Origin of the sequence: Labilibaculum manganireducens (genome assembly GCF_963665805.2) — a bacterium.
Taxonomy (GTDB): domain Bacteria; phylum Bacteroidota; class Bacteroidia; order Bacteroidales; family Marinifilaceae; genus Labilibaculum; species Labilibaculum manganireducens.
The window spans coordinates 5,144,395-5,160,185 of the sequence record NZ_CAXXEE010000003.1; the positions used below are offsets into that span (position 1 = coordinate 5,144,395).

10 protein-coding genes are annotated in these 15,791 nt (G+C 35.9%); all 10 read left to right on the forward strand.

Annotated elements, in window-relative coordinates; genetic code table 11:
* Positions 1-21: 21 nt before the first annotated feature.
* The 10 genes from ACHZAX_RS20470 to galE all read left to right on the forward strand — a co-directional run bounded on the left by ACHZAX_RS20470 (position 22) and on the right by galE (position 15,738).
* Positions 22-3,681, forward strand: a complete 3,660-nt coding sequence (locus tag ACHZAX_RS20470; protein ID WP_320020361.1) for a SusC/RagA family TonB-linked outer membrane protein — start codon at positions 22-24, stop codon at positions 3,679-3,681.
* Positions 3,682-3,759: 78 nt separating this feature from the next.
* Positions 3,760-5,241 carry a RagB/SusD family nutrient uptake outer membrane protein gene (locus ACHZAX_RS20475; protein ID WP_320020362.1) on the forward strand — a complete coding sequence of 494 codons (1,482 nt, stop codon included), beginning with the start codon at positions 3,760-3,762 and terminating at the stop codon, positions 5,239-5,241.
* 11 nt (positions 5,242-5,252) lie between these two features.
* The gene (locus ACHZAX_RS20480) at positions 5,253-6,239 is read left to right on the forward strand and encodes a substrate import-associated zinc metallohydrolase lipoprotein (protein WP_320020363.1); all 987 of its coding nucleotides are present in this window, start codon (positions 5,253-5,255) and stop codon (positions 6,237-6,239) included.
* 2 nt (positions 6,240-6,241) lie between these two features.
* Positions 6,242-7,447 carry a DUF4302 domain-containing protein gene (locus tag ACHZAX_RS20485; protein ID WP_320020364.1) on the forward strand — a complete coding sequence of 402 codons (1,206 nt, stop codon included), beginning with the start codon at positions 6,242-6,244 and terminating at the stop codon, positions 7,445-7,447.
* A gap of 586 nt (positions 7,448-8,033) precedes the next feature.
* Positions 8,034-9,341 carry a group II intron reverse transcriptase/maturase gene (gene ltrA, locus ACHZAX_RS20490; protein ID WP_320020365.1) on the forward strand — a complete coding sequence of 436 codons (1,308 nt, stop codon included), beginning with the start codon at positions 8,034-8,036 and terminating at the stop codon, positions 9,339-9,341.
* A 185-nt stretch (positions 9,342-9,526) separates the two neighbouring features.
* Positions 9,527-10,540: a GntR family transcriptional regulator gene (locus tag ACHZAX_RS20495; RefSeq protein WP_320020366.1), complete on the forward strand. Its 1,014-nt coding sequence runs from the start codon at positions 9,527-9,529 to the stop codon at positions 10,538-10,540.
* Positions 10,541-10,640: 100 nt separating this feature from the next.
* On the forward strand, positions 10,641-11,804 hold the full coding sequence (locus ACHZAX_RS20500; protein ID WP_320020367.1) for a galactokinase: 1,164 nt from the start codon (positions 10,641-10,643) through the stop codon (positions 11,802-11,804).
* A gap of 92 nt (positions 11,805-11,896) precedes the next feature.
* Entirely contained in the window at positions 11,897-12,952 is a 1,056-nt protein-coding gene (locus tag ACHZAX_RS20505) for a UDP-glucose--hexose-1-phosphate uridylyltransferase (protein ID WP_320020368.1), read from the forward strand.
* A gap of 11 nt (positions 12,953-12,963) precedes the next feature.
* A complete protein-coding gene (locus tag ACHZAX_RS20510) occupies positions 12,964-14,625 on the forward strand; it encodes a sodium/sugar symporter (RefSeq protein ID WP_320020369.1) in 1,662 nt (553 codons plus the stop codon).
* A 90-nt stretch (positions 14,626-14,715) separates the two neighbouring features.
* The gene (galE, locus tag ACHZAX_RS20515; RefSeq protein WP_320020370.1) at positions 14,716-15,738 is read left to right on the forward strand and encodes a UDP-glucose 4-epimerase GalE; all 1,023 of its coding nucleotides are present in this window, start codon (positions 14,716-14,718) and stop codon (positions 15,736-15,738) included.
* Positions 15,739-15,791: the final 53 nt, after the last annotated feature.

A 15,791-nucleotide genomic window follows, 5' to 3' on the forward strand; every position in this document is an offset into this window, starting at 1 on the left:
AACCAAATCACATTCAAAATTATGAAAAAAAATCGGGAAAAGTCTTTTATGCAGAAAAGAAAACCATTTTTTGCAAAAAGACTCTTGCTTTTATTTCTGGTAGTTAATGTCTTTAGTTTTCAGACATTAGCAAACCTTCAGGGCGAAATTCTGGAGTTGGAAATGACAAGAGGTTCTTTAATTGAGGTTTTCGCAAAAGTTAAGGAGAAAACCAATTACACATTTCTTTACAATGTTGATGACATTAAAGAAGTGAATAACGTTACTATAAGCGCTTCACCCAAAAGCGTTCAAACCATATTAACGGATTGTTTAAAAGATACCGGACTTACGTACGAAATTAGAGACGAGGTCATTATCATTAAACCAGCAGCTAAACCTGTAACTCCTTCAAAGGAAGAAAAACCTGTTGTGGAGGAAAAAAAGGTTGGCGGTGTTGTAACTGATAATACAGGTGTCGGGTTACCAGGTGTTTCTGTTTTTATTAAAGGTACCAGTATTGGAACTACCACAAATATCGATGGAAAATACAACATTCAATTGCCGGATGCATCAGAGGCCATTTTGGTTTTCTCATTTATTGGAATGGACACTCAGGAAATCACTGTTACAAATCAAAAAGTAATAGATGTTGTGCTTACTGCCGGGTCAGAACAAATTGATGAGGTAGTTGTTACTGGATATCAGAAGATTGATAGACGATTGTTTACAGGTTCAGCAGCGAAAATAAAACCAGCAGAAATTAAATTAGAAGCAACTCCTGATGTATCTAGATTTCTACAGGGGCAAGTTGCAGGTGTTTCTGTGGATAATGTTTCTGGTACTTTTGGAGCGGCTCCAGTTGTACGTATTCGTGGTAATGCTTCTATAAATGGAAATAATAAGCCTTTATGGGTAGTTGATGGAGTTGTTTTAGAAGATTTAATTCAAGTTTCGGCCGATGATTTAACTTCTGGTAACTTATCTACCGTTCTAAGCTCGGGCGTTGCAGGTTTAAATCCTGATGACATTGAAGATATTCAGGTTTTGAAAGATGCTTCGGCTACTGCGCTGTATGGTGCTCAAGCTATGAATGGGGTTATTGTAATCAATACCAAAAAAGGTAAGTCTGGAAAAATGTCAGTGAATTATACTGGTAGTGTAGCGATAAAGGAACGTCCTACTTATTCTCAGTTTGATATTGCGAACTCATCAACAGAGATGTCTTTTTATAAAGAATTAGTTCGTAAAGGATGGATTGATTTAGGATCATCTGTAAGAGCAAAGGATTTTGGAGTAATTGGAAAAATGTACAATGAAATTGATAAGGGAAGTATCAATTGGGGTGCCGATGGAGCATTGAATGAAGATTTTCTTTCTAAATATGGAAATGCTAACACTGATTGGTTTGATGTTCTTTTTAAGAATTCGATAAGTCAACAGCATTCGTTTAGTTTTTCAGGCGGTTCTGAAAAAGCAACTTACTATACTTCTATTAGTTTGTATAATGATAGTGGAAGAACAATTGCAGATGATGTAACAAAATACACGGCAACAATGAAGGCTGATTTTAAATTAACAGATAAATTTAAGGTTGGTGTAAAGTTGTCAGTAAATCATAGAGATCAGAAATTGCCAGGATCAAAGGATAGAGATTTTAATGCTGTAGATGGTGTTTATCAAAGAGATTTTGACATTAACCCTTTCTCTTATGCTTTGAATACCAGTAGGAGTATGCGTCCGTATGACGAAAATGGAGATTTGGAGTATTTTAGAAGAGATTATTCTGATTTTAATATTGTTCATGAATTAAATCATAACTCGGTTAATTTAACAGCAACAGATATCGTTGCTCAAGTAAATTTAGATTATGATATTACGAAAAATTTAAGTTTTAGCAATATTTCTCAGGTGCGAAGGAATTCCGCATTACGAGAGCACAAAATTCATGAGACCTCAAATCAAGCTAATGCCTATAGATCCATGTCTACCCAGTTTATACGTGATGCAAACCAACTTTTATTTAAGGATCCTGATAAACCCAATTCAAATCCATATTCTATTTTACCTGAAGGAGGTTTTTATAATACTGTAAATAATAGTCTGGATTTTTATTCGGTTCGTAATTCACTTTCTTGGAATTCTTCTATCGATGATACACATATTATGAGTTTCTTATTGGGGCAAGAAGTAAAGTATACAGATAGAAAAGAAATCGTTAACGATGGTTGGGGGATTTTATATGATCGTGGAGGATTGTATAAAGAACATAAAGATCTTTCGAAGTATCTTAGTTTGAATAATCAGGTGAGAAATAAATTAGAAGAGGAAAGAGATCGATATATAGGTTATTTTTTTAATGCCGCTTATTCTTATCAAGGGAAATATACTTTTAATGGTACCATTCGTCGTGATGGCTCAAACCAACTTGGAAAAACTAAAACTGCTCGTCATTTAACATCATGGAATGTTAGTGGAAAATGGAATGCAAGTGAAGAAGGTTTTTTGGCTGATAGTGAGATTATAGATTTGCTTAGTGTTAAGGCTACTTATGGATTGAGTGGAGTTATGGGACCTAATGCAAGTGCTATACAGAAGTTGATTGCTTACCAAACATGGAGACCTTACGATAAGGAGACTGGTGTAGATATTGAAGATTTTACCAATGAAGATTTATCTTGGGAAAAAATGTACGAATTTAGTGTTGGCGCTGAGGCTGCTTTTTTTAACAATAGAATTTATACTGACTTTGCCTATTACAGAAGAAACTCATTTGATTTGATTGGTTACGTTAGAACATCTGGTGTTGGTGGAGGATCAATTAAATATGGCAACTTTGGGGATATGGAAATTAATGGATTTGAGATTGCCATTAATACAACCAATATCAAAACTCCTGATTTTAAGTGGACTACTAGTGTTAATTTCGATTACAACGAAAGTGAGATTACCAAACTTGATAATTACGATAGAATTGGGGATTATGTTCGAAATACTGGTGGTAATATGTTAGGAAGACCACGTAGAGGTTTGTACTCAATTCGATTTGATGGTTTAACCAATCAAGGCCTACCAACATTTATTGACAGTAAGGGTGATGCTATTAACGAGAATTTGAATATGCAGGCTAGAGAAGATGTGATGAAATATCTTAAATATGAAGGCGTTTTAGATGCTCCCTATTCTGGAGGTATGACCAATACATTCGCATATAAAAACTTCTCATTGGGAGTTGGACTTGTGTTTAGAGCAGGGAATAAAATTCGTTTAGATGATCTATTTAAGACAAGAGACTTACACCAATATGGATATTCATCATTGTCTAAAACGATGGAAGATCGTTGGTCTGCACCAGGCGATGAGCAATTTACAAATGTACCAACTATTGTTGATAGACGATTTGATGATGACTTAAATGCTCAGAGTTTGAATTTGTACGAAATGTATAACAAGAGTGATGTTAGAATAGCTGATGGTAGTTTTGTTAGATTAAAAACAATTAGTGTGGGATATAATATTCCAAAAACTTTTGCTCAAAAAATAGGTATTCAAAACGCGAGAGTTTCAATGCAAGCACAAAATATTGCTTTATTGTATTCCGATAGTAAATTGAATGGATTAGATCCTGAGTTTTACCGCTCTGGAGGGGTTGCTTTACCAGTACCTAGAACTTATACATTCTCTCTTAACGTAGGATTTTAAATAATTCACAAGTAGTTTGTTGTAACAGACAAAATTACTTAAGAGTTTACTTTATTAAGAATTAATAAAACATAAAACATGAAAAAAGCACATATAATATATGCAATTGTATTGTTGTTTTCTTTTGGTTGCTCAGACTATTTAGAAGAAACTCCAGACAATAGAATTGAGGCAAATACATTAGATAAAACGGCAGAGCTTTTGGTTCCTGCCTATCCAAGAGGAGATTATTTCTTTACCGATTGGATGACCGATGATGTAGAATACATTAATACAAATAGTCAAAAAACTCATATGACCGATGCCTTTATGTGGAAGGAATTAGATGAGTTTGACGATTACAATACTCCTACATATTATTGGAATAGTTCATATAAGGCAATAGCACAGGCAAATTCAGCTTTAGAAGCCTTAGAAAAAATTGAAACAGATGAGATAGATTATAAAAATGCTATAAAAGGGGAAGCTTTATTATGTAGGGCTTATGCACACTTTATGTTAGTATCATTTTTTTCGAATAATTATGATCCAGCAACTTCGGATTCAGATTTAGGTGTGCCTTATGTTACGCAAGCTGAAAAGGTACTAATAAAAGATTACAAAAGAGAGACTGTAGCTAAGGTATATGAATTGGTAGAAAAGGATTTGATAGATGGAATGGCTTTGTTATCTGATGATTACTATTCTGGTTCTAAGCGTTATCATTTCACAACAACGGCAGCAAAAGCTTTTGCTTGTAGGTTTTATATGTATAAAAAAGAGTATACAGAGAGTATAAAATATGCTAATCTCATTTTAGGTGAAAATACTGTTAATACCAATTTCATTAAAGATTTTGACGAATTGGGAAGTCAGTCTGGAGCTCTTGCTAAGAGAAATTTCTACATTTTAAATACCGATGCCAGTAATATTTTAATAGTTGAAAAGCAAGTAGGGGTTGGCTTAAGATACAATTATGGTTACCGTACTGGTGTTCGACAGTGGAATGCTTTATTTGATAAAACGATTTTTGGAGGTGATGATTTGAGAGGTAATAACTTAGGATATTACGGAACAGGTGATCGTAATTCAATTATGGCTCCAAAGTTTAAAGAAGAGTTTTACAAAGAAAGTTTAACTGCAACAACTGGTTTTCCTTTTTATGTGCAGGCAGTTTTAAGAGGAGAAGAACTCGTGTTTAATAGAATAGAATGTAATCTTGAGCTTGGAAATTATATGTTAGCTCTTAATGATTTAAATGCGATAGGAGCTTTACGTCATACAGCAGCTACTGAATTATCAATTGCCGATATTCAGACTTTTTATTCAACATTAAATGAAAGTAACAATACTGTAACTCCTTCTGAAAAAGACGCTTTATATAGTCTTATGCTTGACGAGAAAAGGAAAGAGTTTATTCAAGAAGGAATGCGTTGGTTAGATATTAAACGACATGGAATTTCTGTTTCGCATCTTACTTTTGATGGAAAAGAAATAAAATTAGAGGCAAATGATTTGAGGAAGGTTCTCCAAATACCATTGCCAGCTAGTTCGAGAGGTATTGTTAAAAATCCACGTTAAAATTGGAAATGATGAGAAAAACAAGAATATTATTTTACTTATTAGTCGCAGGTTTACTTTTCTCTTGTGACGATGATGATAAAGCAGTATATGTTCCAGAGGTTACTGAAGAATCTACAGATGAAATCAGTGTTTATTTTAGAGCGAATTTTCTAAACCCTTATGGAACAGCAGTAAGATGGCAATGGGTAGATCGTTATGTTGATGATACCAAAAAGGTAACGCCTCCTTTGCGTGATGTATGTATTCCAATGGGAAAATTCATTTTGGATTTCTGGCTTGCTCCTTTTATAAAAACAGAGGCAGGTGAAGCTTTTATGCAAGAACATTTTCCTCCTGAAATTATTTTTATTGGTTCGCCTATGTATAATCCTGATGGACAATCTGTTACCTTAGGATATGCTGATGCTGGAGCAAGAATTACTTTTACCGAAGTAAATAGTTTCGATTTATCGAATAAATCTTGGTTATTGAGACAGTTAAGAACCGCTGAACACGAGTATGGACATATTATTCATCAAAAGAATAATTTACCAAATGGATACAAAGAGGTAAGTCCAGAGAATTACAAGTCTAACAATTGGATTAATATGGGTGAAGATGTCCAGGTAAATGGCCCTAAAATATCAAGAGAGGCAATTACTTTAGGAATGACATCGAATTATGGATCTTCTGATGTGAATGAAGATTTTTGCGAATTGTTATCTATTTATCTTACATCAGAATATGATGAATTTGCAGCTCGTTATTTAACTCATGAACCAACGGCTCCTTATCAAAAAGTTGATGACGAAGGGAATCCTGTAGTTGATGAAGATGGTAATCCAGTAATACTTAAACCTGCTGACGATGCAGAGGGTATGAATGAGGGTCGAGATTTGATAAGTGTTAAGCTTAAGATGATTAAAGATTATTACCTTGAGAAATTTGATATTGACTTAGATCAAGTTCGCGACGATGTAATGATTAAAATTAATGAATCCTTAAATCAAGAATAGATATGAAGAATTTATTTTATATACTAGTTTTATCGCTATTATTCCTTTCAGCTTGCGATAATGTGGAAGATGCGGTATTTGATGAAAATCCAGAACAAAGGCTGAGCTCTGTTTTATCGGATTATAAGGCTAAATTAATAGAAGGTGATGGTAAATGGATTGCTTATTATTTTGGTAATGCCATCTCAATGAAATTTAATGAAGATAATACTGTTGAGTTTGAATCTACCTATAATGATGGAGATGATGATAATACAATAAGTTATCGTATTTCAGCTTCTCAGATTCCAGAATTAACATTTGAAAGTTATTCTGTTTTTCATGCTATTTATGAAGCAAATAGAGATGAAGCTGAATATGAATTTTTGTTTGATCAAGTTTCTGATGATAGAATTGATTTTATAAGTAAAACAGATTCTGGATCGGAAAAGACTAGATTATCATTTTTTAAGAGTAGTGATGGAGATTTGGAAGAAGCAAAAGAAATGATGGCGGAATATAGTAAACTATCATTTTTTAAAAAATTAATTATTGAGGGGAGTGAATATGAGGCTCAGGTTATCGGATTTTCTGATAAGATAGTATTGCGTATTCCTCTAGATGATGGTAGATATCAAATCATTGAAAATGATTATGAAATTTCAAAAAATGGCTTGTTGTTCCCTAAAGGACTAGAGGTTGATGGTTTAATAGTTGAATCTTTTGATTTTGATAAAGAGAATAGTGAGTTTACTTCAGAGGTAGATGGTAAGAAGATAACAATTGTTGTAGGTGAAGTTTTAGAATCTGAAGCTGGTGTTTTTAATGGTTATATGTCTGTTAATTTGAGAAATGTAAAACAAACTTCATATGCAATTAAGGAGATGGTTCCAAGTTTAGTAGAAGGAGTTCCTCTTTTAAATGAGATCCAAATATATAGTGAATTTGGTTATGTTTTATGTTATGCTCCAGGTACCCCGGGAAGTAATTGGGGTGGATTTTCGGATTTTACTTTTGCAGAAAAAGAAGATGCACCAGAGCAACTGCAAGTTACGTGGGGTTATCTTACTTTTGGACCGTGGTGGAGAGATGTATACAATACAGATGGAGCAAAAATGTTATTGGCTCTAATTACTGATCCTAATGGTGTATATATTTCTAAATATGGTCTAAATTCTTATATTTTAATTAGTAATACTGACCCTTCGATGTATATTTTAGTTGAGTAGAATAGTTCATATGAGATAAATAATTTAGTATGTAGTTAAAAAGACAGTCCTTGTGGCTGTCTTTTTTTTGTTGTGTGCCGTGCATGGCGAATAACTAGACGGTGGAAGTCCGTTATGGGGGCTTGTAGTTGCCAACCATTAGTCAAGAGCAAGGGTGTCCATCGCGAGGTGGAATCTGAAGGAAGCTGGCGGCAAATTTCCGGCCCGAGGAACACGAATATCATCAGGCATATCCAGTGGGATGAGTTTGCAACACAAAACGAAGTCCAAAAACTACACAGACACTGGAGTGTAAATGATGCGGGTATATGGAATGAAAGTTATTAGTCTTACCACGGGAGGTCTCACAGACGTGCAGAAACGGAAGTATGATGCGCGGTTGAAATAAGATTTGTTGTGAGAAGTCAGCCGAGGTCATAGTACTGGATTAATCGATTTGATCCGGGAAGGACAGAACCTTAAGAAGTGAAAGTAAATGAATGTTACCGAGTGAAGGAAAGAAAGCAGAAAATATCGAAAGATACCTACCAGCAAAAAAGATAGGGCGGAACCCGAAGGATATGCAGGAGGGCAGACTTTCATGAGGATGACTGAAAACAACATCACTAATGCCGACAATTCGAAATATGGATTACTCGAGTGTATCCTTTCCCCGCAGAACTTAAATGCAGCCCTTAAACGGGTAAAGAGCAATAAAGGAAGTGGTGGTATAGACAAGATGGAAGTCGAATCTCTCGGAGATTATCTGATCTGCCATAAGGACTCATTAATTCAATCCATATTGGACGGTAAATACCGTCCCAATCCTGTCCGAAGGGTAGATATCCCTAAGGACAACGGTCAAAAGAGATCTCTAGGTATCCCCACAGTAGTTGATCGTGTCGTTCAACAGGCTATCGCACAGGTTTTGTCACCTATTTACGAGAAGCAGTTCTCTACAAACAGTTATGGGTTTAGACCCAAACGTAGTGCACATCAGGCCTTGATTAAGTGTAAAGAACATATCACTAATGGTTATAAATATGCCATAGATATGGATCTTGAAAAGTTCTTCGATACGGTAAATCAGAGCAAACTGATTGAGATTTTAACAAGAACAGTAAAAGATGGACGAGTTGTCTCACTTATACACAGATATCAAAAAGCAGGAGTTGTCGTACGCAACAAGTTTGAAGGATCGAAAATGGGCGTACCACAGGGCGGTCCATTAAGTCCCTTACTGAGCAATATCATGCTGAATGAGTTGGATAAAGAGCTTGTAAAACGAGGTCATAACTTTGTTCGTTACGCTGATGATATGGTTATTTTATGCAAAAGCATCCGTAGTGCTAAGCGTACTATGGTTAATATCATCGCATATATTAAAGAACGATTGTTTCTGAAAGTAAATAATGAAAAGACTAGTGCAGCCTATATCTCGAAAATCAAATTTTTGGGATACTCTTTCTATGTGAATAAAAAGAAGGGGCGATTACGATTACATCCCAAAAGTTTAGCCAAGATGAAAGAGAAAATTAGAACTCTCACATCAAGGAATAATGGATGGGGAGATGCAAAACGGAAATTAGAACTCAAGCAGTATATCACTGGTTGGTTAAACTATTTTAAATTGGCTGACATTAAGAGTCTTCTGTCTAAAATTGATGAGTGGTACCGCAGACGCTTACGGATGGTTATCTGGAAGCAATGGAAACGTATCAGAAGTCGTGGACGGAATCTTATTAAGTTAGGTATTGCAAAATACAAAGCTTGGGAGTATGCAAATACACGGAAAGCTTATTGGAGAACATCCAATAGTCCCATTTTAAAAACGTCTATCACCAATGACCGTTTAAAGCAAGCTGGGTATATCTTTTTCTCGGATTATTATCGAAAAGTTAATGGCGTAAATTAAGGAACCGCCGTATACGAGAACCGTACGTACGGTGGTGTGGAAGGACGAAACGGGAACTAATCCCGTTTCTCCTATCCGATTAATACTTTTAATGGAATAAATCGACAAGATCACCAACCAGTACCTAACAGTTTAAAAAATGATTATATTTGGGTTTTTAATTACGATCTAAATATCAATACAATATGCCTTCACGTCTCTTTCACGTCTCTAACGAATCAGTAGTTCCCAAATACAAACAGTTGATAAATTCTTTGTATCAATCCATTGAAAACGGGGATGTTGCTATTGGCGATCAGTTGCCTTCAATCAATGCAATATGCAAGGAGTTTAATTTATCCCGGGATACTGTACTGGTTGCCTTTAACGAGTTAAAGGCGCGGGGAGTTATTTCATCTGTACCGGGAAAAGGTTACTATTTGGAGAGCAATATTACTCAGTTGAAACATAAAATTTTCCTGCTGTTCGAGGAGTTTAATACATTTAAAGAAATTTTATACAATTCCTTTCTGGAGAGTTTGAAGGGGCTGGCTACTGTTGATATTTACTTTCATCATTTTAACGAAAGAGTATTTAAAGAGTTGATTGAGAATAACAATGGGAAATATACGTCCTATGTTATTATGCCGGCAAAATTTACAGATGCCTATTCGGTGCTTAAACAGTTGCCTCAGGATAAAGTGTACATTTTGGATCAAACCAATGCAAATTTAAAGAAGCATTATCCTGCAGTCTATCAAAATTTCGAAAAGGACGTATTCTCTGCACTTTCGTCAGGATCTGATTTGTTAAAGAAATACAGGAAGTTGTTTTGGGTTTTTCCCGGGGGAAAAGAACCGGTTGGACAAATGAAGGGATTTAAGAAATTCGCAAAAGAATTTGCAAGTCAATGGGAGTTTAAAGTAATTGAAAGCATTCAGGGACATGCAATTAATAAATCAGAGGCGTACATAGTTCCCAATGACAATGACCTGGTTTATTTGGTAAAAGAGGCGAATAGCAGGCAATTTAAAATAGGAGAAGAGCTTGGAATTATTTCCTACAATGATACACCGCTAAAAGAAGTTGTTGCCGAGGGTATAACAACAATAAGTACTGATTTTAAAGAGATGGGGGAAATCTTGGCAGAAATGGTGTTGGGATCGAAAAAAGACTTGATAGAGAATAAATCCCGTTTGATTCGAAGAGGATCATTGTAGGGAGGTTAAAACAGAAGAATTTCAAATAGTAAAAAGTTTTTTGGGAATTAATTTAAAACATCTATATTTACCGACCAGTACCAACCAGTAAGAAAAAGTTATGCGTGTTGATAATTTGAAAAAAGAGTTTGAAAATTTTTATGGAGCCGGTGATTGTAATGTATATTTCTCGCCGGGCAGGGTAAATTTGATTGGAGAACATACTGATTATAATGGAGGATTTGTTTTCCCATGTGCATTATCGTTTGGGACCTATTGTTTGATTCGTAAAACTGAACGAAAGTCTTTCCGTTTTCGCTCCTTGAATCAGGAGATTGTACAGGAAATTGATTTGGATTCTTTATGCAATCCTTTGCCTAAAGGAACATGGGTAAATTACGCAATTGGCGTAATTGCTCAGTTTGTGAAGAACGGACAAAAGCCGGATATAGGTGCCGACATTTTAATTTGGGGAAATGTACCCAATGGCGCAGGATTGTCATCCTCTGCCTCATTAGAGGTAGCAACAGGTGTTGCAATTAATGAGGAATTTCAGTTTGGTCAGAATCGGTTGACCATCGTAAAGTACAGTCAGAAAGCAGAACATGAATTTGCAGGTGTGATGTGCGGAATTATGGATCAATTTGCTTCCGGAATGGGAAAAAAGGATCACGCAATTTATTTGAACTGTGATAGTCTTGAGTACGAATTGGTGCCTGTAAAACTATCAGGAGTTAAAATTATTATCGGAAATACAAACAGTCCGCATAGTTTGGATGCGGGAAAATACAATGAACGGGTTGATGAATGCCGGGCTGCTGTTGATGCAATTACCCCCTCAAAGTTAATTGCCAACTTGGGTGAATTAAGTCCGGCAGAATTCAACTCTTTATCAGCAAGTATTGAAAACGATATTGTACGAAAAAGAGCCCGCCACGTGGTTACTGAAATTGAGCGTACTAAAAAGGCAGTGGAAGAATTAAAATTGGGTAACTTGTTGGCTTTTGGGGAATTAATGAACCAATCGCACAATTCGCTTCGCGATGATTATGAGGTGACAGGAGATGAATTGGATGCAATGGTTACTGCAGCCCGAAAGATTGAAGGAACTATAGGTTCACGGATGACTGGGGGCGGTTTTGGAGGTTCAACGGTAAGTTTGGTAAAAGATGAATTTGTTGATGAATTTATTGAAAAAGTGGGCGCCGAATATTTCGAAAAAACCGGAATTAGAGGAGAGTTTTATGTTGCTGAAATTGGCGATGGAGGAAGAAGAATTAATTAAGAATGATGAATTACGAATTATGAATTGAAGAGAGAGAGTGATCTTGTTCTTTGAAAATTTTCCAATTCATAACTCATAATCAATAATTGATAATGATGGATAAGTTTGATTATATAGAGAATCCCCACAGAAGGTACAATCCTTTAACCGGAGAATGGATATTGGTTTCGCCTCACAGATCGAAACGGCCTTGGCAGGGACAGGTTGAAAAAGTAGTGGAAGATGTTCGTCCGCCTCACGATCCAAATTGTTACCTATGTCCGCGTAATGAGCGTGTTGGGGGTGAGAATAATCCTGATTACAAGGATGTTTACTCTTTTCAGAACGATTTTAGTGCTTTGTTGCAGGATACTCCGAAAGGGAAATTTGAAGATGGTGAACTTTTTAAAGCGGAGAGCGAATCAGGAGTATGTAAAGTGCTTTGTTTTAGTCCTGATCATAGTTTAACAGTTCCGGAAATGGAAGTGGATAATATCCGTAAAGTAGTTGATCTTTGGTGTAAAGAATACGACGAACTGGGATCCAGAGAGGACATTGGCTATGTTCAGATATTTGAAAATAAAGGTGCTATTATGGGATGTTCAAATCCGCATCCGCATGGTCAAATATGGGCTTCGGCATTGGTTCCTTTAGAAACTTCGAAAGAATCAGAAACTCAGAAAGAATATTTCGAACAACACGGAAGAACATTGCTGTTCGATTATCTGAATAGTGAATTGGAGAAGAAAGAACGTATTTTAGTTGAAAATAATTCATTTGTTGCTCTGGTTCCGTTTTGGGCAGTATGGCCTTTCGAAACCATGATTATTAGTAAAAGACCAGTTTCGAACTTATTGGAATTAACCGATGAGGAAAAAACTGATTTAGCAGATATATATAAGAAACTGACAATAATGTATGATAACTTATTTGAAGTTTCTTTTGCGTACTCAGCAGGATTGCATCAGGCACCAACCGATGGTGAAGAGCATCCGGAGTGGCACTTGCACATGCATTTCTATCCACCATTATTACGCTCGGCTAGCGTTAAAAAATTTATGGTTGGATACGAAATGTTGGGCACGCCGCAAAGAGATATCACAGCAGAAGGTGCAGCATTGCGTTTAAGAGAACTGTCTAAAGTGCATTATAAATCAAAAACTAAATAAATATCCTTACTATGGAAAATGCGTTTTCAACTCTGGATTATATCATCTTTATTTTATATGGATTGGTAATTGTTGGAGTAGGTTTATGGGTATCCCGCGATAAAGAGGGACATCAAAAAAATGCCGACGATTACTTCCTGGCAAGTAAATCATTGCCATGGTGGGCAATTGGAGCTTCCTTAATTGCTGCAAACATTTCTGCAGAGCAGTTTATTGGAATGTCAGGTTCTGGTTTTGCAATTGGTTTGGCTATTGCTTCCTACGAATGGATGGCGGCTTTAACTTTAATAATTGTAGGTAAATATTTTTTACCAATTTTTATCGAAAAGGGATTGTATACCATTCCCGAATTTGTGGAGAAACGATTTTCGACCAACCTAAAAACTATTCTAGCCGTATTTTGGATTGCATTGTACGTATTTGTAAACCTAACTTCTGTTCTTTATTTGGGAGCATTGGCTATGGAAACGATTATGGGGATTCCTATGATGTATGGAATTCTTGGTTTGGCTTTGTTTGCAGCCAGTTATTCTCTTTACGGTGGACTTTCTGCTGTGGCTTGGACTGATGTTATTCAGGTTGTATTTTTAATCATGGGAGGTCTGATTACAACCTATTTGGCCTTAAATAATGTATCCGGTGGTGAAGGTGTTATTGCAGGATTTAAACACATTTATGAAGTTGCTCCGGATAGTTTTCAAATGATTTTGGATAAGGCAAACAGTCAGTATGTAAATCTTCCCGGAATTGGAGTAATTGTTGGAGGTTTATGGGTTGCAAATTTATATTACTGGGGATTTAATCAATACATTATTCAAAGAACTTTGGCTGCAAAATCTTTGGGCGAAGCTCAAAAAGGAATTGTATTTGCAGGTGTTCTGAAATTGATCATTCCTTTAATTGTTGTAATTCCAGGTATTGCTGCTTTTGTAATGGTTAATGATCCTGCAATTATGGCTCGCTTGGGTGTCGGATCAATGGACAACATTCCAACAATGGATGCTGCAGATAAAGCATATCCATGGTTATTGCAATTTCTTCCATCAGGATTGAAAGGGGTAGCTTTTGCAGCCTTGGCTGCGGCTATTGTATCTTCATTGGCATCTATGTTGAATTCTACTTCAACTATTTTTACAATGGATATTTACAAACCATATATTAATCCGAATGCTACCGATAAGGAAACTGTAAATGTTGGTCGTCTTTCTGCTGCAGGTGCTCTATTAATAGCCGGAATTGTTGCTCCGTTATTGGGAGGTATAGATCAGGCATTTCAGTTTATTCAGGAATATACCGGCGTGGTTAGTCCGGGTATTTTAGCTGTGTTCTTGTTAGGATTGTTCTGGAAAAAGACAACAAATAAAGGTGCCATTATTGGTGTTTTATCATCAATTCCTATTGCTATGTTCTTTAAAATTGGTCCAAAAGGCTGGTTGGCAGGAAGCTCTGTTGAAGGCATCTTCCCGAATGTTCCTTTCCTGGATCAAATGGGATACACTGCTTTGTTATCTGCAGCTGTAATTGCATTGGTTAGTTACATGCAAAACAAAGGGGCAGATGATGAAAAAGGAATTGAAATTAGTAGAAAAACATTTGTAACAGGTAAGGTTTTCAATATTGTATCTTATGCAATCTGCATTGTTCTTGTTGTTTTGTATGCAATGTTTTGGTAGTAAAATTAAGTTGTACATTCAATATTTTTAACAAAAGTTGAGTGTATACTAATATAGACGAAAGAAAATAATTCTTTTAGAATTTAGATTATGACGAATAAAGTATTAGTAACAGGGGGAACCGGATATATTGGTTCCCATACTGTAGTCGAACTTCAAAATAGTGGCTGCGAAGTAGTGATTGCAGATAATTTATCAAATTCTAAAATTGAAGTTTTAGATGGTATTGAAGCGATTACCGGTATTCGTCCATTGTTCGAAAAGGTAGATTTAAGTTGTGCAAAAGAGTGTACAGAATTCTTCACGAAACATACAGGAATAAATGCAGTCATTCATTTTGCAGCCTCGAAGGCGGTAGGGGAATCGGTTGTGAAACCATTGTTGTACTACAGAAACAATTTAAATTCATTGATGAATATTTTGGAAGCAATGAAGGAATTCAATGTTCCCAATTTGGTTTTTTCTTCATCGTGTACTGTTTACGGACAGCCTGATAAATTGCCTGTAACAGAGGCAACACCTCGCAAAGAGGCAGAATCTCCTTACGGAAATACAAAAACCATTTGTGAAGATATCATTAGAGATACCACGAAAGCAAATCCTGAATTAAAAGGAATTGCCTTGCGCTATTTCAATCCGATCGGAGCTCATCCATCAACAAAAATTGGAGAATTGCCTTTGGGTGTTCCCGGTAATTTAATTCCGTTTTTAACACAAACAGTTGCAGGAATGCGTGCTGAGCTAAGTGTATTTGGAAATGATTACAATACGCCTGATGGTTCTTGTATCCGCGATTATATTAATGTTGTTGATTTGGCTAAAGCTCATGTTGTTGCAATTAATCGTTTGATTGAAGAAAAGCAAAAATCGAATTACGAGTTTTTTAATATTGGAACAGGAAAAGGAGTTTCGGTATTGGAACTTATTGAATCGTTCGAACGGGCAACAGGTGAAAAAGTACCACATAAAATTGTGGGACGACGTGCCGGTGATATCGAACAAATCTTTGCAGATACTACTTTTTCAAATAAAGAATTAGGATGGAAATCTGAAAAAAGTCTTGACGAAACCTTGCTTTCTGCCTGGAATTGGCAGGTAGCTTTAAATAAATAAGCGTTAAAAATCTAATGTTGGGTTCCTTTTGGTAGGGGGATCTATAAGCATCA

Coding starts and splice junctions, on each gene's coding strand:
- ACHZAX_RS20470 (WP_320020361.1), top strand. CDS start 22: ATGAAAAAAAATCGGGAAAAGTCTTTTATGCAGAAAAGAAAACCATTT.
- ACHZAX_RS20475 (WP_320020362.1), top strand. CDS start 3,760: ATGAAAAAAGCACATATAATATATGCAATTGTATTGTTGTTTTCTTTT.
- ACHZAX_RS20480 (WP_320020363.1), top strand. CDS start 5,253: ATGAGAAAAACAAGAATATTATTTTACTTATTAGTCGCAGGTTTACTT.
- ACHZAX_RS20485 (WP_320020364.1), top strand. CDS start 6,242: ATGAAGAATTTATTTTATATACTAGTTTTATCGCTATTATTCCTTTCA.
- ltrA (WP_320020365.1), top strand. CDS start 8,034: ATGACTGAAAACAACATCACTAATGCCGACAATTCGAAATATGGATTA.
- ACHZAX_RS20495 (WP_320020366.1), top strand. CDS start 9,527: ATGCCTTCACGTCTCTTTCACGTCTCTAACGAATCAGTAGTTCCCAAA.
- ACHZAX_RS20500 (WP_320020367.1), top strand. CDS start 10,641: ATGCGTGTTGATAATTTGAAAAAAGAGTTTGAAAATTTTTATGGAGCC.
- ACHZAX_RS20505 (WP_320020368.1), top strand. CDS start 11,897: ATGATGGATAAGTTTGATTATATAGAGAATCCCCACAGAAGGTACAAT.
- ACHZAX_RS20510 (WP_320020369.1), top strand. CDS start 12,964: ATGGAAAATGCGTTTTCAACTCTGGATTATATCATCTTTATTTTATAT.
- galE (WP_320020370.1), top strand. CDS start 14,716: ATGACGAATAAAGTATTAGTAACAGGGGGAACCGGATATATTGGTTCC.